This is a genomic window from Streptomyces sp. NTH33, from assembly GCF_003236365.1.
Lineage (GTDB): Bacteria > Actinomycetota > Actinomycetes > Streptomycetales > Streptomycetaceae > Streptomyces.
Genome location: NZ_POTZ01000023.1, coordinates 12,777 through 31,163 on the forward strand (window position 1 = coordinate 12,777; position 18,387 = coordinate 31,163).

Sequence of the window (18,387 nt, forward strand, 5' to 3'; positions counted from 1 at the left end):
CACCGAGTTGCCCGGGCGTCGTTCTGCCAGGAGTTCTCACGGAAGAAGGACAGACGCAGTGACTCACCCGGCTATCCCCTCATACGACCCAATGCTCACCAGCTGGTCCAGATGCCGGGCCCGGGGCACACCTCCCCCCTGTTCTTTCACCGGTGCGCGGAGCCGACGGCCACCTTCATTCGGGCCATTCGGGAGCCCGTTTCTCGAGGAAGGAGGCGATGCCTTCGCGAGCTGCCGAGGACTGGGAGGAGACGGCCATGACCTCACCGGCGATCTCGTAGGCGTCGGTCTCCGGGCGGTCCAGCTGAGCGTAGAGGGCCTGTTTGCCCAGTGCCTTGCTGGCCGGGCTGCCGCGGGTGGCGCGGACCAGCAGTTCTTCGACGGCCGCGTCCAGCTCCCCGTCGGGGACCGCTCGATTGATCAGTCCCCAGTCGGCGGCGGTACGAGCGTCGATCACGTCGCCGGTGAGGGCCATCTCCATGAGCCTCTTGCGTCCGATCGAGCGGGCCACCGGAACGGCGGGCGTATGGCAGAACCAGCCTCCCCTGCCCCCGGGGAGTGCGAACCCGGCAGACTCTCCGGCCACCGCCAGGTCGCAGGTCGCCACCAATTGGCATCCGGCGGCCACGGCCAGTGCGTGTACCCGGGCCACCACGACCTGCGGCACGGAATGGATCAGCCGCATCACGCCGGTGCACAGCTCCAGCAGCTCCCGGATGTCGTCGGTGTCCGCGGCGAGGACGTCGGCGAAGTCGTGCCCGGAGCAGAAGACCGGCCCACGTGCTGCCAGTACGACGCCCGTGGCCGAAGAACCAGCCACTTCGGTGAGGGCCTTGTGCAGGTCTCGGAGCATGCCCCAGCTCAGGGCATTTCTGCGTTCGGAGTGATTCAGGGTGACCCAGGCGAATCCTCCTCGAGCCGCCACAGTGAGGTGCTCGTACGCAGCCATAACCCCACCCTACGCCCGGTAAATGCGCCGCGCCCCGGCTCCTCATCCCCAGTGAAAGGCCGGGACTTCCGGTGCCTGCACCGTGCCCGGCGGGTCCGGCGGCCCTTGGGTTGCGGCGGCGTTCATCACCGAGAGATCCTCGGCAGAAGTGGGGCTGTCACCTGGATGGGAGAGCTCCGGCGAAGAGCGCGTCACCCTGAAAGCCGGTGACCCGGACGTCGACGAGCCGCCTGCCGCGCGATGAACGGGTCCGCGTCCAAGCCGGGGGACAGGAGCCGGATCGTGAATGACACCACCTCCACGAGCATGCTCATCGTCGGCGCCGGCCCGTTCGGCCTGTCCGCGGCCGCGCTCGCCCGAGAGCACGGCATCGACACGGTCACGGTCGGCCGGCCCATGGGCTTTTGGCGCGAGCACATGCCCGACGGACTGCTCCTGCGCTCGGGCCCCGACTGGCACCTGGACGCCACCGAGGAGCACACCCTGCGGGCCTACCTGCACGAACGGCGCCTTACCACCCATGAGGTCGACCCGATCCCCGTCACCGTCTTCCTCGACTACGCCGACTGGTTCCGCGACGCCAAGCAGGTAGAGGTCCGGGAGGAGCTCGTCACGGGTATCACCCGGCACGACGGCGGATTCGAGGCCGAACTCTCCGGAGGCGGACGCGTGTGCAGCGACGTGGTGCTCGCCGCCCCCGGCGTCGGCTATTTCGGGGCGCTCCCGGGCTGGGCCGCCGAGGTGGCGCCTGGCCGCGCCGCCCACAGCGGTGATCTGGTCTCCTTCGAGATGCTGTCGGGACGGCGTGTTCTGATCGTGGGAGGCCGGCAGAGCGCGTACGAGTGGGCGGCGCTGATCAGTGAGCACGGTGCGGAGCGCATCGACGTTGTGCACCGCCATCCTGCACCCCGCTTCGAGGCCGTGAGCTGGGATTTCTTCGACGACTACGTGGAGAGCACGCTGCGCGTGGAGGGCTGGTGGCGTCGGCTGACGTCCACGGAGCAAGCCGTGATCGTCGCCCGGTGTTGGCAGGCTGGACGGGCGACGCTGGAGCCATGGTTGCCGCCGCGCCTGAGCTCTTCCGCCGTCCACGTCTGGCCGCAATGCCAGGTGGTACGCGTGGACAGCGGTGGAAGCGGTGGAAGCGGTGGAAGCGGTGGAAGCGGCGGCTGCGTGCGGATCACTCTGTCGAACAGCGAAACCCTGCAGGTCGACCAGGTAGTGTTCGCCACCGGATACGCCCCTGCCCTCGCACGCGTCCCCTACTTGGCCGGCCTCCTTGACCAGATCGTCACCCGCAACGGCTTCCCGGTTCTCGACGAGGGCTTCCAGACCACGGTGCCGGGCCTTTACCTCACCGGCTTCGCCGCCACACAGGACTTCGGCCCCTTCTTCGGGTTCGTCAAAGCCGCGCCGGCCTCCTCCACTGTTCTCCTGCGGGCGCTCCAGTCACGCTGGAGCTGACGACACGCTCCTGGTGCCGGCCATGCATCGACGAGGCCATGCCTGCTCCCATGGGCCGTACTCCGCCTCACCCTGGAAGTCGTCAAACGCGGCGACGACACGCGCGGCTTCACCGTGCTGCCCCGACGCTGGTGCGTAGAACGCACTTTGAGCCGGCTGATGCGCTCGCGCCGCCTGGCCCGCGACTACGAGACGCGGCCCGCCACCAGCGAAGCCGTCGTGCAATGGTCGATGGCCACGTTCATGAGCCGCCGTCTCGCCCGCCGCTCCGGCGGCTCACTCCGCCGGGCACCGCAGGGTGAACAGACCCGGCCTCCCCTCGGCCGGCCGGCCCCGCGCCACCAGCCGCTCCGCCTTCACCCGAACACCCTCGATCTTCGTCGGCACCAGCCACCGGAAGCGGATCCGGCGCTCACGAGCACCGCCGGGTGGCGCTCCGGCCGGAGCCGGCAGTACGCCGCTCCAGCCTGTCGGCGCGTTGATCCGGACGCCGCTCACGGATCTGCCGGCGCCCCTCGGACCAGTCCACCGGCGAACTGTGAGCTCGACGTACGGGGAAGGGCTCCGATGATGGCCGGGTGAGGACAAAGAACGGCGAGTCGGTTCTCACGTGGGTCGTACGGCTCTTCGAGGCGTTTACACCCTAGGAGTCGGCTCTGACCGTCTCCGAGATCTCCCGGCGCACGGGGCTGCACGTGGCGACCGCGTCGCGGCTGGTGGCCGAGCTGGTCTCGTACGGGTTCCTGACCCGGGACACCGACCGCCGGGTGCGGATCGGGATGCGCCTGTGGGAGCTGGCGACCCGTGCCTCGCCCTCGTGCGCCTTCGCCGCCCGTACCCGGGAACCGGTCGGGCCGGCCTCGCCCGAGGAGATGGTCCTGTCCAGCCGGCGCAAGCACTACCCGGGCATCGGACTGCCCACCGACGAGGAATAAGGGATACCAGCGCACGAGTTCCCTGATCAACGCGGGCGAGAGCAGCCACGAGACCGAGTTCGTGCGGCTGGAGGACATCGACCAGCTCGACCACGTCCGCCAGGGCCTGGACCGGCTGCCCACCCGCGAGGGACGGCCCGCCCACCACCGCGACGGCATCCCCGACGGCCTGTGCGCCAAGAGCGCTCCCGTCGAAGCCGCCGACGCCCGAGCCCTCGAACCCCGAGTCAAGGGCTGCAGGACCGAACGCTCCGAAGGCGGCCCACTGGCCGACCGCACGGTCAAAGGCGACAGCTTCTGACTCCGGCGCCGAGTGCTGCGGAGAACCCCGGCCCGCGCGAGGGGCGGGGCAGGCCGCTTGCGGGCGTTGGGTCATGCCTTGCAGCGGGCCGGGGCTGTGGTGGTGCGGAGCGCGGGGTCGTTGCGCAGGCGCAGGAAGGTGACGAGGAGGGTGAGCGCCTGCACCAGGGCGCAGGCGCCGATGAGGCCGTCCAGGTACGGCGGTGGGGTGAGGGCGAGCAGGAGGCCGGCGAGGGGGAAGGGCAGCAGCAGGAGCAGGATGGTCAGGGAGAGGGTGGTGCCGAAGGCCGCGGCTGGGATGACCTGCGAGCGGAGGGTGCGCAGGACGACGGTGAGCCCTCCGTCGGCGGCTATGAAGAGGGCCACGAGGGCCACGTAGCCGGTGTAGGAGGGGGCCTGGGGCACGGCGAGGCAGGCGGCGGCCGCGACGGCCGCGCTGATGACGCCGATCCCCCACAGGCCGAGCCGGTCGAGGCCGGCCCGGCAGCAGGCGACCGCGACCAGGGTGGCGGCCGCGGCGATGGACCAGAGTGCGCCGGCGGCGGCCGCGGAGTGGCCGAAGCGGTGCTCCACGAGGATGGGGCTGGCCGCCTGCAACAGCCCGAGCATGAGGTTGGAGCAGGCCAGTCCGGCCACCAGCCGTCGCAGGGACGGCAGGGAGCGCAGGGTCTGCCATCCCTCCCGCAGACCGCCGCCCGGCGCCGATCCACCGGGGCGCGTGGCGCGCAGGGGTGTGGACGGAGTCTGCAGGGCGAGCAAGGCGGACAGGAAGGACAGCACGCTCAGGCACGCCAGCATGCGAGTCGGGCCGGTGAGCAGCAGGACACCACCCAGGGCCGGACCGATGAGGGTGGCCGTCTGGTCGATGCCGATCAGCACCGACTGCACCTTGTGAGCCTGCCCGTCGGTGCGACGGCTGACGATGGCACCGACCGCCTCGTTGGCGATGAAACTGAACTGTGTCAGCGCCCCGGTCACAGCCGCCAGTGCCATGACGGTGACGGTCTCGGCCGTACCCGGCTCCAGCACGACCAGCACGGCAGCGGCGCCCGCCACCAGCAGGGCGCGGGCGAGCGAGGCGAGGAAGCACACGATCGCCGCGCCGCTGCGGTCCACCAGGGCGCCGGCGAAGCCGAACGCGGCCACCCGGGGTATCCACTCCAGTGCGAAGGCCAGGCCGGTCAGGGACGCGGAGCCGGTGGTGGCCAGTACCACGAGTGGCATGGCATAGGTGGCCATGGAGTAGGCGAGGGCGTCGCAGGAGCGTGGCGCGTAGACACGGCGGAACAGGCTGCCGGCGGGGACGGCGGCGTGCCGGCCGGCCGGTTGGACCTCGTAGGGGGAGACGGTCACGAAGTGGGGGTCTTTCACTGAGCGGGGGGACGGACGGTCGGAGCGGTGCCGGACGCTCACGCGGACGAGAACGCCACAGGTGTACAGGTCATGGCCATGACGCAGTGTTAGGTCACGTGAACCCCGCTTCGAAACGTTGAAAAGTGCGCAGGGGCAGGCCCGTTACGGAGTAAAGGCATGGCCCTGCCTGACGCCGCTTGCGCACCTCCCCCGGAGAGCAGGCGGCGTGACCCCGCCAAGGGTCACTTACCTCAGCGTAGTTCGAGGAGGGAATGTCACCGGGGGCAGCCGATCCTTTCAAGATCAACACATTCATGGGGAGGGGGCTCGCTTGTCATGCGCGTCGCATACGATGTCTTCACACACCCGGCCACTCCTCTTTCGTGTGGTCCTTCTCGGACCCGGTCCGAGGGCAGGATCAATCGCTGGTGGCGAAGGAGTTGCCGCAGCACGAGGTTGCCGAGCATGAACGGCCCCACGTGCAGCCGTCATCAGCCCGGACGAGGGCGAGGTGCCGCTGGGCGCCCACCCCGACCACACGGTCCAGACCCGGGTCCTGCAGACCTGTCTGCGCCGGCACAACGCCGAGGAGCCGGCCCTTTTCCGGTCGCTTCGCTGCGGAACGTGTGTGCCGTGACGTGCCGGCTGCAGTTCCTTTGGCCCCTTGAGTGATGGGCCGGACGCTCTGCCAGGGCTCGGGCCGAACCCGAGAGTTACTTGGCAGGCAGGGCCTCCCGCATCGCCTTCGCGGTGGCGACCGGGTCGTAGTCCTCGGGGACGCCGGGGACCAGGATGATGTCGCCCTCGATGTGCCGCGAGCGCAGCGGTGCGATCTCCTGGTATGCGGGCGAGTCCCACCAGGCCCGCGCCTCGGCGATCCCGGGGAAGGAGATCACCACGACGTGCCCGGGCCAGCTGCCCTCCTTCACCTCGTGCTGCGTGGCGTGCACGAGGAAACGGCCACCATACGGCGCGAAGGTGGCGACGATGCGCTCGATGTACTCAGCGATCTCCGGGTGCGGAGCGGCTTCCTGCAAGTGCGCTATGGCGTAGGCGGGCATGGTGTCCTTCCGGTCGATCGGGCTCCGTACGCCGACGATCGTGGCATGCGGGTGTGCTGCGGTCGATGACCTGACAGGTAAGCGCCCTCGGCACGCGGCGCTGACCTGCCACCTCGGAGCGCACCGGAGCCCTGCGGCCCGGGGAGAACACCGGTACCGCCATGAGCGGTGAGACTGATCTTGGACGTTCGCCGCAAGTCGTGGCGCCTGCGAGCCCCCTGGTCCCGGGGGTGCGTTGGACGGTTTCGTAACGGGGCCGGTCACACCGGGGTTTCGCCCGTTCGTCGGCCGCATGTCATCGTGGTGGTTATGGCGATCGGAGTGGATGTGGCCGTGCTGGTCGGGCTGCAGGCTTCCGGGAAGTCCACCTTCTACGCGCGGTGCCTGTCCGGCCGGTACGCGCTGGTCAGCAAGGACCTGTTTCCGCGGGGCGCCAGGAACAAGCAGCAGCGGCAGATGCGGCTGGTGGCGGAGCACCTGGCGGCCGGGCGGCCGGTGGCGGTGGACAACACCAATCCGTCGCCGCAGGAGTGGGGCCCGCTGGTGGAGCTGGCCCACATCCACGGGGCGACGGTGACGGCCTACTGGTTCCCGCCGGACGTGGCCGGCTCGCTGCGACGCAACGCCGCCCGTGAGGGCCGTGAGCGTGTCCCGGACGTCGGCGTCCTGACCACGCTGAAGCGGCTGCGCAAGCCGTCACCGGCGGATGGATTCGACGAGGTCCGGCAGGTGCGGTTCGACGGTCGGGGCGGCTTCGAAGCGCGTGGGTGAGGGACGAGGCGGGGCGGCCGCGACCGGGGACCAGAGCCGTTGCGGAGATACGGCGCCCGTCGCGATCGCGGTGTCGGCGCGAGCACGGACGACCCGTCGGATGCCGTTGGTGTCGCCGTTTGCCTCGAGCAGGCGTCGTGCGGGGGCACTGTGGGTGGCTACGGACATCCCCAGGCCGAGGTGGCTGCACAGGCGGTGTGCGCGGAGGACGGTCCTCGGTACTGGTGGGCTCGCCCATCCAACCCTCGCCAGTTCCTCGCGGTGTCCGGCCCTCTGGTGGCCGTGTGTGATCGCTGGGGCGTATCGGCTCCAGGTTCCTCCGGCCTCAGCGGCGAGGCGGACCGTGGCGACGTGATGGTGGCCGAGGGCGTCGGCGGTGACGGGGCCGGCATCTCCAGGACCTGCCGGCGGATCGCCGCGGCTCGGCCGGCGGTCGTGGGGACGCCGAGGTCGTTGATCAGTTCGGCGAGGGTGACGGCAGTCGGAAGCACCGGGTGAGCCTGGTGGTCTGGCACCTCCTGGGCCGGGTACTCCTCGGCGTCCAGGAGGCTGGTCGGCGGGCGCCACGGCTCGGTGCGCCGGGTGACGTCCGCCGGAGCGGCGGTGATTCATGCCTCGATCACGCGGACCTCAAGCCGTCCGTGGCCTGGCCCGGTAGGTGGCGGCGCTGAGGAAGGTGAGGCAGGAGCCGTCGGGAAGGGGGGGCGGCGGATGGTGGGCCGTCGCTTCCTCGTCGAGCGCAGCAGGAAGGCGGCGCCGGTGTCGGACACGGCGGTCAGGAAGCCCATCGCGTCGCAGGAGGCGCTGGCCAGGGGGACCATCGACACGTCCAGGTGCCTCAACAGGCGGTGAACATAAGGAGAGTTCACCCGTCCTGTCCGGGCCGGAAGCTGCGGCGATCACCGTGCGTGTTCCGCACTCGATGAGGGTCACCGGACGCACCAGGGGGTGGCCGAACTCGACTACGACGCCCGTGTGCTTGGGGAAGTGCCAGGTCAGTGACCCGAACTCGTTCGCCGACCCCGACTCGTACGACTTCTCGATCGTCCACTACACCGACACGCAGTACCTCTCCGAGGGCGCGGTCGAGCAGGAGGCGCCCGAGGAGCGCGCGGTCTGGGAGAAGGCGTACGGGGACATCTCCCGCTGGATCGTGGCCAACAAGGACAAGCGGAAGATCGCCTACGTCACCCACACCGGCGACATCATCGAGAACAACATCCGCAAGCCCGCCGACGAGGCCACGCAGAAGCAGGTCGTCGGCGAGATGGAGGTGTCCTCCAGGCAGCAGAGGATCCTGGACGACGCGGGCATCCCGAACGGTGTGATCGCGGGCAATCACGACAACCAGTCGGGCACCGAGAACGGCCCGGACGCCCTCTACAACCAGTACTACGGTTTCGACCGCTACCAGTCGCTGTCGCGGGGCTGGAAGCACACCGGCTACGGAGGCCCCTGGCGTGCGGGCGACAACCAGAACCACTACGACCTGTTCTCCGCCGGCGGCCAGGACTTCGTCGTGGTCGGTCTGTCCTACGGCGTGACGCGCGAGGAGGCCGAATGGGCCGACTCGATCTTCAAGCGCTTCCCCGACCGCAACGGCATCCTGCTCTCGCACGACTACCTCGCGCCGAGCGGCAACCCCGACGGCCGCGGGGCCCCGTTCTCCGCGCCCGACGGCTCGATGCTGTACAAGACGGTGGTCCAGGACAACCCGAACGTGTTCCTGATCCTCGCCGGCCACGAGCACGGCGTGGGCACCACAATGTGAAGCCGAGGGTCGGCCGGATCAGCCACGACGTGGTCGAGCTGCTCGCGGACTACCAGTTCTACACGGTGCGCGCGGACCGGCTCGGGCTCACCGAGATCGGCGGCTACAAGCCCGACGACCAGCTCCAGTTCGGCGCGAGCTTCTTCCGGATGCTCCCATTCGACGTGGAACGCTCGGAGCTGACCGTCGACACGTACTCGCCGCTGCTCGACGAGTTCGGTGCCACCGAGTACGACACCAACCATCGCTACAACGGCACCGAGGACAACATGGTGCTGCCGATCGACCTCAAGAGTCGCAAGACGACCTTCGAGACCGACTCGGTCGCGTTGTACAACCCGGTCAGCGTCATCGGGCGGACCAAGGTCAAGTCCGGTGCGGTCGCCTCGGTGACGTGGAAGAACCTCAAGCCCGGCTCCACCCACGCGTGGTTCGTCACGGCCCGCTCCAGCGGCGGCGGTGTCACCGCCTCCGAGCCGAGCGTCTTCGTGACGAAGGACGCCCAGGGCCGGCCCGGCAAGTGGGGTCCGGACACGCCCTACTACGAGTGGTTCAACCAGCCGAAGGGCCGGCACTGACCGGCACCGGCACCCGGCAGCAGTCATCCGGCCGGCGAACCCCTCCTCCACTCCGTGCGGGGTGTTCCGCCACCGGACGGCCCGTCGGCCCGGACCCGACCGGTCCGGGCCGGCGGGCCCATGCCGTCCATCCCCGCTCAGACCACGGTCACCGGCGTGATCACAGCCACGAGAACCGAGCCCGCCATGCATCCCACAGCCACAGCCCCCGCTGCCGCGTTCCGGTCCGGCCGGCTGCGCGGTGCCCTGCTCACCGTCCTCGCCGCCCTGGCCGCGGTGCTCGGCGCCGGCCTGGTCCGGGCAGCCCCCGCCGCCGCGCACGACGCCACCTCGACCGCCTACGCCGAGGTCACCGGCAGCGCGGCCCGCCCCGTGGCCGCCCTCGGCCTCGAGTACGACCTGCTGATGAAGTCGGCCTGGCTGTAAGCCGAAGCGTACGACGCGAAGGGCCGCGCCGAGCAGTTGCGCCAGCTCAAGCTGAACGCGGACGCGGTGTCCGAGTACGTCACCCGGCGCTTCGCGATCACTCGCGACGACACGGCCTGCACCGCCCGCACCGAGGGTGACGCGGACATCCGGACCCGAGGCGAGCGCCCGTACGCCGTGCTCACCCTCGCCTACACCTGCCCCGCCGGAGCCGCCGGACCGGTCACCATCAGCAGCGCGCCGTTCCTCGACGCCGAGAGCTTCGTGCACTCCACGAAGACGATCGTGCACTACGACGTCGACGGGCAGCGGGGCTCCCAGATCCTCACCCTCGCCGAACCCTCCGTGGCCGTCGCCGCGGGCGACGGCCAGAAGCCCCACCAGGCCCGGCAGTTCTTCCTGCTGGGCACCGAACACCTGCTGTTCGGCCTGGACCACATCCTGTTCCTGTTGTCGCTGCTCATCGGCGCCCGCGGCCTGCGCGACATCGTGCTCACCGCGACCACGTTCACCGCCGCGCACAGCATCACGTTCCTCCTGGCCGCGTGCGGCGTCGTCGACGTGCCCGCGGCGGTCGTGGAACCGGTGATCGCCGCGTCCGTCGTCGTCGCCGTCGCCGGCTTCGTGCTGCGCGACCGCACGGACAACGCACGCTGGCGGCTGCCCACCGTCTTCACCTTCGGTCTCGTCCACGGCCTCGGCTTCGCGGGAACGCTCGGCATCGACGAAAGCTGGTCCTGGGAACTGCTGTTGTCACTGCTCAGCTTCAACATCGGTATCGAAGCGGTGCAGTTGGGCATCATCGCCGTGGTGTTCCCGCTGCTGCTCCTGCTGCGCCGGTCGCCGTTCCACCGGTGGGCGCTGCCGACGCTGACGGTGCCCATCGTCGTCGTCAGCCTCTACTGGTTGTGGGACCGGGTGACGGTCAGCGCCTGACACCGGGCGGGTGTCGCGGTCGGCCGACGCGGGGTCACCCCGGTGGTGCGGGGGAGCGGCAAGGGCTCCGGCCGCATCTCCCCGGCCGTCGTGGTGTGCTGCCGCCCGGCCGCGCGTACCCGGCTGGTCTGCCGCATGCCGACCCGCCACCCCACCGCAGGGGCGAGAAGACCGGCTTCGAGGAGCCGGACCTCGCCGCCCTGCTGGACGCCGCCCACCAGCAGCCCGGCCGTCGGCCGGGTCCGGGAGCTGGCGCCGCACGGGGTGGACGCGGCGCTGGACGCGGCGAGCGCGGACGGCCTGAGGGCCGCGGTGGAACTGGTCAAGGACAAGGACCGGGTCGGCACGATCACCTCCGTCGAGGCGTACGAACGGCTCGGCGCGCGCTGGATCGGGAGTCAGCGCTCCGCGAAGCGGCTGGACGCCCTGGTGTCCCTCCATGCGCAGGGGACGCTGCGGATCCATGTGCGGGCCACCTATCGGCTGGGGGAGGCGGCGCAGGCGCACCGCGACGTCGAGTCGGGTCACGGCAGGGGCAAGGTCGTCCTGTTGATCGGCTGAGCACGTCAACCGTCCTGGACGCGCGGCGCCCGGCATCTCGCCCTCCTTGAGTGCGTCCCCTCCGCTCTTCGGTGTCGGGCCGCCGCCAGGTGGGTCTGCGCGTCCATGATGACCTGTGCACGTTCGCCGAGGACCGGTAGGTGCGGGAGGAGGCCCCCGCCTGCCGGTTGCGGACTGGAATCACCGTTTTGTCCACGATCCACAACCGCTCCACCGTCTCCTGAGAGGTGCGAGCCGGCTCGAGCGCGAGCGGCTGCTGTGGAGCCATGCCGAAGACGTCAACCGCGTTCTGCTCGCATCCTCTCCGAGTGAGGCGGCGTCGAGCCGCCCGTCCGAGTCCCCTGGAGTGGGCGGCTCGACGCCGCCTCGTGCGCGGGAGGAGGTCATCCCTGCCGTGCTGTGCCGGCTGCTGTCACACCGTGTCGGCGGCGGGTGCCGTCCGTTGTGCCGGACGGACGGCCGGCGCCCGAATCCCTCAGTCCTCGGTGACCCGGATGATCGTCCGGCCGGCGATGCGCCGCTCAGGGGCGAAGGCAGCGGCCGTTTCGGCCAGCGGCCGCACCGCGCCGACCCGTGCTTTCAGCCGTCCGTCCCTGAGCCGCTGAGCGAGGTCGGCGAGGCGTGCACGGTCGGGTTCCACCACGAAGAAGAGCGCCCGCCCGTCCTTGGGCCGGACGGTGGGCGGATGGACGATGGTGACGAGCGTGCCGCCGGCGCGTACGAGTGCGGCCGAGCGGGCGAGGATGTCACCGCCGATCACGTCGAACACCACGTCGACCTCGCCGGCGTCCTCCAGTCGGTCGGCCACGAGGTCCAGGAACGCGTGTGCGCCCAGATCGAGGACGGTGCCTCGGTCGGCGGACCGGCCGGTGCCGATCACGCGGGCTCCCGCCTCGCGCGCGAGCTGGACGGCGATCGAGCCGACACCGCCCGCGGCGCCGTGGATCAGGACGGTCTGGCCGGTCGTGATCCACGCGTGGTCGAACAGACCCTGCCAGGCGGTCAGTCCGGAAATCGGCAGCGCGGCCGCCACCGTGTGGTCGATGTCCGCGGGCAGCGGAGCGAGGTTGCGGGCCTCCACGGCGACGTACTCGGCCAGCGAGCCGTTGCGGGTCCAGTCGGTCAGTCCGAAGACGCGCTGGCCGATGGTGAGGCCGGTGGTTCCGTAGCCGAGCTCCGCCACGACGCCCGAGACCTCGTGCCCCGGCACGCTCGGAGTGCGGTCGCGGCCGGCACGGTCGGACCACGTTCCGGGCCAGTCGAGCTCTCCGCGGGTGAATCCCGCGGCATGCACCCGTACGATCACATCGTTTTCGGCGGCGTGGGGATGGGGCAGGTCCTCCAGGGTCAGCCCGCTGACACCGGCGTCGCGGTTCCGGACAGTGATGGCTCGCATGCCTGTCCCTCTTTCTGGTTCTGTGCACGTGCGGGCGGCACCTTGCCGAGGGCCGCGACCGTCGCCCGCAACCCGTCGCCCAAGGGATCACCGCACCGCCCCTGGCTTCTTCGAGCTCATTTCAGCTTGGCCAGGGCGCCTCGGTGACACGCTCGACCATGGTCTTGCGGCGGAAGCCGGGAACGAAGTGCTCCAGCACGTCCGCATTGACGGTCCCGTAGGTGGTGTCCGGACGGTTTTTGAGTCCTTCGACGAATGTCTGCAGAAATTCCTTCTTGAATTCTCCGCGCGGATGTGCGGCAGTGATTTCGTCCACCAGGTCGCCGTTCAGCCTGTCCAGCCCCCAGCCGACCGCGTCGGTCAGGACACCGTAGCTGGTGGCAGCCGTCTCCGGACCCATCCGGCCAGGAATTCCTGGGGTCGTGTGCAGCGCGATCGCCGTCCAGACCACGTCGGCGGCGCTCTTCGGGAACCCGCGGTCGAGGAGGAACTTCCGCGCGTGGTCGGCGCCGTCGATTTCAAAGCGCTGCGCCATGGCGGAGTACGGGATCAAAAGACCGGTATCGTGAAACATCGCGGATATGTAGAGCAGTTCCGGGTCAGGTCGAATACCGAGTTCCTGCGCATGGAGGGAACCGAAGAGAAAAACACGCCGGGAGTGGTGGAAGATGAGGGGACTGGTCTTTTCCCGAAGAAAGCTCGTGGCCTCTGCCACTGCCGCGGTCTCGGGGATCTCCACCCCTGCGATGATGTCGGTCATGATGTCCGCGCCTCCGATGTGGTGTGTGGCAAGTGGACAGTGCGCCCGTCCTCCAGGGTGCCGACCGCGTGGTGTACGCGCAGCCTCGGCCCGGCCGTGAACCACTCGAATCCAGACGTCTGAGGAGAGAAACCGTGACCTCCGACACTCACCACCGGGTCGCGATCCTCGTCTACGGCGGGGTGAATCTCCTGGATATCACCGGTCCCGCAGAGGTGCCCGCGGAAGCGAAGCATCTCGGGCGGAGACCCGGTGAGCGTGCACCCGTTCATCGAGGCGGAGAAGCCGGGCGGCCACAGCGTCAAACGGGCGTGTGAGCTGCTGAAGGTCTCCCGTGCCGCTTTCTGCGCCCGTCGCACCGCCACCCCCGAGCCGCTGCCCGGCCGGTGCAGTCGTGTTCCACTCGGATCGCGGCTGCCAGCCAATACAGCAGCCGCGAATTCGCCGATGTCGCCCGCGAGTTCATCCTCCAGCTGTAGATCGTGATCTTCATGTCTGGGATGCGGCTTGCCGCCGGTAATGGCTGGTGCGTGATCGCTGCTGGTGGTGTCGTCGCCCATGTGACCAGCCGAGTCGGTGGGCCATGTCGTGGAGAGGTTGCACGGCGACAACCGTGAGCTCTTTCCATCCTCAGTCTGAGCTGGTCAGATGCAGGCAGAGGATGGCCTGAACGAGACTCGTGACGCGGGCGGTCGAGCACCGGAGCTTGCAGAGGAGCCGCCAGGACTTGAGGGCGGTCACGGTGTTCCTGTTCGACGACGCAGTGCCGATGGCCGGCGCCGGTCGGTGGAGCGGTCAGGGCTGTGACGGTGCCTTCCAGGCCAAGGCCCCTATCGAGACACGCTCCGCCGGCCCGGTGCCGGTACGCGCCGCTCCGACCGGGCCGACAGATGAAACACAAGGCACAAGCAGCCGGCCAGAGTACGAATCAAGCCACGGTCGGAACGGCACGACCATCATGCTCACGGCCGGAGTGGAAGGGCCCCGGTCGGCGGCGATCCGGTCGATGGGCAGCAGCATGCCGTCGAGCAGGACGACCGCCTTCAACGAGGCTGTCCGGACCGCCTCGGCGAGTGTCGGGGCGAGGTCGGCCGGGAGGCCGACAGTCTCGGTGATGTAGCGGTAGGCGGTGGTGGTGCCGACAACGGCGGCCACGATCGCGCGCGGACCGAAGAAGGCGCGGCCCGCCGCGCCGCACGGCTCGGCCTCGGGCGCCGCTCGGCGGCTGCCGGCCGTGCCTCCCATCTCGCCTCCGAACCGTCGCTGACCTGCGCAAACGCACCCCATCGAACCAGATGGGGCATCACTTCTGTCCAAAACTCTCGACGCCAAACGCAATATGACGCAGATCATGACGCCCCGCCTTTTTTGCGCAGGCCCGTGCTTGATACAAATTTCCTCGCGTTCCTGTCCGTCGACGGTCGCCATCCCCCCTTTTTCACCCCTCCCCCTGTCGTTTTCGCATGCCCTGGGAACGCCCGTGCCCTCCTCCGCGCCCGCGCTCTCGCGCGGTTCCTCCCGGCCCCTCGTCGCCCTTTTCATGGCGGGCTGCCTCGCGCCCTATTTGCTGCCCACCGTCGTCGGCCGCCTCGGTGACCGGCTGGGCCTCGGGCCCGCGCAGGCGGGGCTCGTTGGCAGTGCGCTGCTGCTGAGTTCGGCCACGGCGGGCTTCACGCTCGCGGCGCGCGTCGAGCGGTTCGGGTCACGGCCTCTGGCCCGTTCCGGGCTGCTGCTCGCGGTGCTCGGCTACGGCCGCTCGTCCCTGGTGCGGTCCGGCGCCGGGGCGGCGCCCCGGCCGCGGTCCTCACGGCCACGACGGGCACCGCGTCCGGCACGGTGCCCCAGGCGGGCGCCCCGGAACAGCCGGTCGTCGAGATCGAGGTGCCGGTCGCCGGACCGGCGCTGGACCGGCAGGCGTTCGGCACCGCGGGCCCTCGCGGACTCGCTCCCGCGGAGGCGGCCCCATGCATCCACTGAGGCGCCGGAGCCCTACTCTCCCCGGCCGTCTCGAAGTCGTACGCCTCGATCTCGGCGAGACAACGCGCACGGCACGCCTCGTCGTCGAGGAAGGACGCGTCGAAGGAGTTGCGGGCCAGGGTGCGCAGCTGCTCGTGGCTGAGCTCCAGGGCCTCGTGGACAGGCGGCGCTGCCCGCCATCCAGCTCCCCGACCTCGACGAGCTGCGGGTCCTGCGGCGTCCTCGGAGCCCAGCCTGCGGTACCCCGGAGCCCGCGACGCGCCCTCGGACCTGGCAGCCGCACGAACGAAGCCGCGCCCGGTTGCCTCGGCTGACCGATGGCTGCACCCCGGTGCCACTCGACCGGCCCTGAGCCGGAAGCGGGGACGCCTCGTGCCGCATCCCGGTCTCCTGCTCATGGGGTCTGGGGAACTTGCCGGCGGCCGTGGCACGCAGCCTGCCGGCGAGCCCGAGGCCCCTGTCCGTGGCCGGAAGTCCCCAGTACCATGCCTTGTCCGGCAGATGCGCCGACGCTGTCCCGCCGCTTCCACTGGGGTGCCGCCTCTCCGTCACGGCACCCTGGGCATGCGCTTTCCTCGTGTTTTCTGCAGAGGGGGGCGCGGCTGTCCTCTGGTGGGTCTGGCTTCCCGCCCGGAGACCTCAGCCGAGGGGACCGTTCGCAACGCCCGGGCGACATTCTCAGGGTCGGCGGTGGTGGCCAGGAGGGTCTGATGCTCTGCCACACGGCCGCGAGGATCACCTGGCACGTCGGTCCTCAGCAGTCCTCCACCCCGCATCTCCCCCTGCCGTAGGCACCGCACCGACGCCAGAGAGCGCGCACGGCCCCGTGCGAAGGAAGCGCGCACGGCCGGCCTGAGAGCAGGCGGTACGGCAATACGACCAGCTGTCAGGGGGTGTCCGCTGTTGCGGGCGCCCCCTGACGTGCGAGTGGCCTGCCATCGAAGATCCGCCCACCCTGCGAATGGTCAACGACCCGTGCGGGGAACGGTGTTCCGCGCTTCAGGCCGCTTGACGCAGTTAGTGATTGAGTACTAACTTCCTTGCATGGTCAGGATGAGCGCAGAAGAGAGGCGCGAGAGCGTCATCCGCGCGGCGATAGCCGAGTTCGCGCAGAAGGGCTACTACGGCACCTCCACCGAGGCGATCGCCAAGCGTGTGGGCGTCTCGCAGCCGTACCTCTTCCGGCTCTTCCCGGGCAAGAAGGCGATCTTCGCCGCCGCCTCACGCCGGTGCATCGAGGACGCGCGTCGGGTCTTCGAGGAGGCCGCCGAGGGGCTGGACGGCGAGGAAGCCCTGCACGCCATGGCGAACGCGTACACACGGCTGATCGCGGAACACCCCGAGAAGCTCCAGATGCAGATGCAGACGTACATCACCGTGGCGGCCGTCGAGGCGGAGGGCGACCACGAGTTCGGCGAGGCGGTCCGCGCCGGATGGATGAGGCTCTGGGAGACGGTACACCTGCCGCTGGGTGCCGACGTGAACGGCACCACAACGTTCATGGCGTACGGAATGCTGGTCAACACCCTTGCAGCCATGGGGTTTCCGCCGGAGCACCCGGTCTGGCAGGGGATGTACCCGTCGGCCCGGCTCGAGGGTCGGCTGGAGAAGTAGCGAAGCAGAGGCGAAGGGCTCCTTCGGCGGCCTTTTCGCGTCTCGGAAAGTTAGTCAGCAATAACTAATAATCGAGCGACGCATCCGCTGGGGGAGCGATGTCACAGCAGCAGACAGTACGACGCGGGGGAGCGGCCTGGGCCCTCGTGATCACCGGTGTCGCCGGATTCATGGCGGCCCTCGACAACCTCGTCGTCACCACCGCCCTGCCCTCCATCCGCGAGGACCTCGGAGGCGCACTGGACGACCTGGAGTGGACCGTGAGCGCGTACACGCTCACCTTCGCGGTCCTGCTCATGTTCGGCGCGGCCCTCGGCGACCGGTTCGGCCGTCGGCGGCTCTTCCTCGCCGGGCTCGGCGTTTTCACCGCCGCCTCCGCGGCCGCGGCCATGGCGCCCGGTATCGACTCCCTGATCGCGGCCCGCGCGGCGCAGGGCGTCGGCGCGGCCATCATGATGCCGCTCACCCTGACCCTGCTGACCGCCGCTGTTCCGGTCGAGAAGCGCGGGATGGCATACGGGATCTGGGGCGCCGTCAACGGACTCGCGGTCGCCTCCGGGCCCCTCATCGGCGGCAGCCTCACCGAACATGTGTCCTGGCACTGGATCTTCTGGCTGAACGTCCCCTTGGGCCTGGCCGTGATGCCTCTCGCCCGCCTCCGCCTCGCCGAGTCGTACGGCAGCGGCGCCCCGCTCGACATCTCCGGCACCCTGCTCGTCAGCGGCGGTCTCTTCGGGATCGTGTACGGGCTGGTACGCGGCCCGGCCGACGGCTGGACCAGCCCCCTCGTGCTGACCGGCCTGTTCGGGGGCACCGCACTGCTTGCCGGCTTCGTCCACCACGGTATCCGCCACAAGAACCCCATGCTCCCCATGCGGCTCTTCCGTTCCCGCGCCTTCTCCGGCATCAACGCCGCGAGCCTGCTGATGTTCCTGGGGATGTTCGGCTCGATCTTCCTGCTCAGCCAGTATCTGCAGGGCGTGCTGGGCTACTCGCCGACCCAGGCGGGCCTGCGGATGCTGCCCTGGACGGGCATGCCCATGCTGATCGCGCCGGTCGCCGGATACCTCTCCGACCGCATCGGCGGACGTCCGGTCGTCGCCGCCGGGCTCTTCCTGCAGGCCACCGGGCTCGCCTACTACGCCTTCGTGGTCGCCACCGACGCCTCGTACGCGGCCCAGCTGCCCGCACTGATCACCAGCGGCGTCGGGATGTCCCTCTACTTCGCCCCGGCCTCCGGTCTGGTCATGTCCAGCGTCCGGTCCCAGGAGCAGGGCATCGCGTCCGGCGCGAACAACGCCCTGCGCGAGGTCGGCGGAGCACTCGGCATCGCGGTCATGTCGTCGATCTTCATGGCGCAGGGCGGCTACGAGACCGCACAGCGCTTCGTGGACGGGCTGCGGCCGGCGCTGGTGGTGGGGGCTGCGGTGGTGGCCCTGGCCGGAGTCGCGGCCCTGCTGATCCCGACCCTGCGGCGCACCGCAGGGGACCCGGCCGAGGCCCGGCAGGCCCCGGCCCTGGAGACGGCCGCCCCC

Annotated in this window: 20 protein-coding genes and 4 pseudogenes; 14 read left to right on the plus strand and 10 right to left on the minus strand. The window is 70.1% G+C overall.

Going from position 1 to position 18,387, the window contains the following annotated elements; all coding sequences use genetic code 11:
• Positions 1-175: 175 nt before the first annotated feature.
• Positions 176-949: an enoyl-CoA hydratase-related protein gene (locus C1I97_RS04195; protein ID WP_111001867.1), complete on the minus strand. Its 774-nt coding sequence runs from the start codon at positions 947-949 to the stop codon at positions 176-178.
• Positions 950-1,231: 282 nt separating this feature from the next.
• On the opposite strand from C1I97_RS04195, the gene C1I97_RS04200 reads away from it, so the two are divergent.
• Positions 1,232-2,413: an NAD(P)-binding domain-containing protein gene (locus C1I97_RS04200; protein WP_220040787.1), complete on the plus strand. Its 1,182-nt coding sequence runs from the start codon at positions 1,232-1,234 to the stop codon at positions 2,411-2,413.
• Positions 2,414-2,689: 276 nt separating this feature from the next.
• Here C1I97_RS04200 and C1I97_RS39195 read toward each other — a convergent pair whose 3' ends face one another.
• Entirely contained in the window at positions 2,690-2,911 is a 222-nt protein-coding gene (locus tag C1I97_RS39195) for a hypothetical protein (protein WP_146608155.1), read from the minus strand.
• A 158-nt stretch (positions 2,912-3,069) separates the two neighbouring features.
• Here C1I97_RS39195 and C1I97_RS41050 point away from each other — a divergent pair, with 158 nt between their 5' ends.
• Positions 3,070-3,348, plus strand: coding sequence for a helix-turn-helix domain-containing protein (locus tag C1I97_RS41050; protein ID WP_258382416.1), 279 nt, complete (start codon positions 3,070-3,072; stop codon positions 3,346-3,348).
• Between the two features lie 22 nt (positions 3,349-3,370).
• Positions 3,371-3,649, plus strand: coding sequence for a DUF6009 family protein (locus C1I97_RS04215; RefSeq protein ID WP_111001881.1), 279 nt, complete (start codon positions 3,371-3,373; stop codon positions 3,647-3,649).
• A gap of 71 nt (positions 3,650-3,720) precedes the next feature.
• Here C1I97_RS04215 and C1I97_RS04220 read toward each other — a convergent pair whose 3' ends face one another.
• Positions 3,721-5,001 carry an MFS transporter gene (locus C1I97_RS04220; RefSeq protein ID WP_111001869.1) on the minus strand — a complete coding sequence of 427 codons (1,281 nt, stop codon included), beginning with the start codon at positions 4,999-5,001 and terminating at the stop codon, positions 3,721-3,723.
• 713 nt (positions 5,002-5,714) lie between these two features.
• Positions 5,715-6,062 carry a DUF1330 domain-containing protein gene (locus tag C1I97_RS04225; protein ID WP_111001870.1) on the minus strand — a complete coding sequence of 116 codons (348 nt, stop codon included), beginning with the start codon at positions 6,060-6,062 and terminating at the stop codon, positions 5,715-5,717.
• 309 nt (positions 6,063-6,371) lie between these two features.
• On the opposite strand from C1I97_RS04225, the gene C1I97_RS04230 reads away from it, so the two are divergent.
• The 7 genes from C1I97_RS04230 (at position 6,372) to C1I97_RS04260 (ending at position 11,105) form a co-directional block, all read left to right on the plus strand.
• Entirely contained in the window at positions 6,372-6,833 is a 462-nt protein-coding gene (locus tag C1I97_RS04230; protein WP_111001871.1) for an ATP-binding protein, read from the plus strand.
• A gap of 711 nt (positions 6,834-7,544) precedes the next feature.
• Complete coding sequence (locus C1I97_RS39640; protein WP_181446554.1) at positions 7,545-7,685, plus strand: hypothetical protein; 141 nt, start codon at positions 7,545-7,547, stop codon at positions 7,683-7,685.
• 127 nt (positions 7,686-7,812) lie between these two features.
• Positions 7,813-8,604: a metallophosphoesterase gene (locus C1I97_RS04240; protein WP_181446555.1), complete on the plus strand. Its 792-nt coding sequence runs from the start codon at positions 7,813-7,815 to the stop codon at positions 8,602-8,604.
• Complete coding sequence (locus tag C1I97_RS04245) at positions 8,601-9,182, plus strand: hypothetical protein (RefSeq protein ID WP_111001874.1); 582 nt, start codon at positions 8,601-8,603, stop codon at positions 9,180-9,182. The genes C1I97_RS04240 and C1I97_RS04245 overlap by 4 nt, the downstream gene beginning before the upstream one ends.
• A gap of 186 nt (positions 9,183-9,368) precedes the next feature.
• The gene (locus C1I97_RS04250) at positions 9,369-9,608 is read left to right on the plus strand and encodes a hypothetical protein (RefSeq protein ID WP_146608157.1); all 240 of its coding nucleotides are present in this window, start codon (positions 9,369-9,371) and stop codon (positions 9,606-9,608) included.
• A 36-nt stretch (positions 9,609-9,644) separates the two neighbouring features.
• Positions 9,645-10,544, plus strand: a complete 900-nt coding sequence (locus C1I97_RS04255) for a HupE/UreJ family protein (protein ID WP_111001876.1) — start codon at positions 9,645-9,647, stop codon at positions 10,542-10,544.
• Positions 10,545-10,586: 42 nt separating this feature from the next.
• A complete protein-coding gene (locus C1I97_RS04260) occupies positions 10,587-11,105 on the plus strand; it encodes a zinc-binding dehydrogenase (RefSeq protein ID WP_258382415.1) in 519 nt (172 codons plus the stop codon).
• Positions 11,106-11,580: 475 nt separating this feature from the next.
• On the opposite strand, the gene C1I97_RS04270 is transcribed toward C1I97_RS04260, so the two are convergent.
• The 5 genes and pseudogenes from C1I97_RS04270 to C1I97_RS04290 all read right to left on the minus strand — a co-directional run.
• Entirely contained in the window at positions 11,581-12,501 is a 921-nt protein-coding gene (locus C1I97_RS04270) for an NADP-dependent oxidoreductase (RefSeq protein WP_111001877.1), read from the minus strand.
• A 121-nt stretch (positions 12,502-12,622) separates the two neighbouring features.
• A complete protein-coding gene (locus C1I97_RS04275) occupies positions 12,623-13,261 on the minus strand; it encodes an HD domain-containing protein (RefSeq protein WP_111001878.1) in 639 nt (212 codons plus the stop codon).
• Positions 13,258-13,821: a hypothetical protein gene (locus C1I97_RS39645; protein WP_181446556.1), complete on the minus strand. Its 564-nt coding sequence runs from the start codon at positions 13,819-13,821 to the stop codon at positions 13,258-13,260. The genes C1I97_RS04275 and C1I97_RS39645 overlap by 4 nt, the downstream gene beginning before the upstream one ends.
• A gap of 70 nt (positions 13,822-13,891) precedes the next feature.
• Positions 13,892-13,996: pseudogene (locus tag C1I97_RS04285) on the minus strand (IS5/IS1182 family transposase); the annotation flags it as partial.
• A gap of 231 nt (positions 13,997-14,227) precedes the next feature.
• A pseudogene (locus C1I97_RS04290) lies at positions 14,228-14,404 on the minus strand (IS5/IS1182 family transposase); the annotation flags it as partial.
• 397 nt (positions 14,405-14,801) lie between these two features.
• Here C1I97_RS04290 and C1I97_RS41060 point away from each other — a divergent pair.
• Both C1I97_RS41060 and C1I97_RS39650 read left to right on the plus strand, forming a co-directional pair.
• Positions 14,802-15,035: pseudogene (locus tag C1I97_RS41060) on the plus strand (MFS transporter); the annotation flags it as partial.
• Positions 15,036-15,097: 62 nt separating this feature from the next.
• The gene (locus C1I97_RS39650) at positions 15,098-15,238 is read left to right on the plus strand and encodes a hypothetical protein (RefSeq protein ID WP_181446557.1); all 141 of its coding nucleotides are present in this window, start codon (positions 15,098-15,100) and stop codon (positions 15,236-15,238) included.
• Positions 15,239-15,267: 29 nt separating this feature from the next.
• On the opposite strand, the pseudogene C1I97_RS41065 reads toward C1I97_RS39650, so the two are convergent.
• A pseudogene (locus C1I97_RS41065) lies at positions 15,268-15,399 on the minus strand (adenosine deaminase); the annotation flags it as partial.
• Between the two features lie 883 nt (positions 15,400-16,282).
• Here C1I97_RS41065 and C1I97_RS04305 point away from each other — a divergent pair.
• Both C1I97_RS04305 and C1I97_RS04310 read left to right on the plus strand, forming a co-directional pair.
• Positions 16,283-16,852: a TetR/AcrR family transcriptional regulator gene (locus C1I97_RS04305; protein WP_111001880.1), complete on the plus strand. Its 570-nt coding sequence runs from the start codon at positions 16,283-16,285 to the stop codon at positions 16,850-16,852.
• A gap of 98 nt (positions 16,853-16,950) precedes the next feature.
• The coding region (locus C1I97_RS04310) for a DHA2 family efflux MFS transporter permease subunit (RefSeq protein ID WP_111001883.1) at positions 16,951-18,387 on the plus strand (1,437 nt) is incomplete at its 3' end.

Coding starts and splice junctions, on each gene's coding strand:
- C1I97_RS04195 (WP_111001867.1), bottom strand. CDS start 949: ATGGCTGCGTACGAGCACCTCACTGTGGCGGCTCGAGGAGGATTCGCC.
- C1I97_RS04225 (WP_111001870.1), bottom strand. CDS start 6,062: ATGCCCGCCTACGCCATAGCGCACTTGCAGGAAGCCGCTCCGCACCCG.
- C1I97_RS04230 (WP_111001871.1), top strand. CDS start 6,372: ATGGCGATCGGAGTGGATGTGGCCGTGCTGGTCGGGCTGCAGGCTTCC.
- C1I97_RS39640 (WP_181446554.1), top strand. CDS start 7,545: ATGGTGGGCCGTCGCTTCCTCGTCGAGCGCAGCAGGAAGGCGGCGCCG.
- C1I97_RS04250 (WP_146608157.1), top strand. CDS start 9,369: ATGCATCCCACAGCCACAGCCCCCGCTGCCGCGTTCCGGTCCGGCCGG.
- C1I97_RS04270 (WP_111001877.1), bottom strand. CDS start 12,501: ATGCGAGCCATCACTGTCCGGAACCGCGACGCCGGTGTCAGCGGGCTG.
- C1I97_RS04275 (WP_111001878.1), bottom strand. CDS start 13,261: ATGACCGACATCATCGCAGGGGTGGAGATCCCCGAGACCGCGGCAGTG.
- C1I97_RS39645 (WP_181446556.1), bottom strand. CDS start 13,821: ATGGGCGACGACACCACCAGCAGCGATCACGCACCAGCCATTACCGGC.
- C1I97_RS04305 (WP_111001880.1), top strand. CDS start 16,283: ATGGTCAGGATGAGCGCAGAAGAGAGGCGCGAGAGCGTCATCCGCGCG.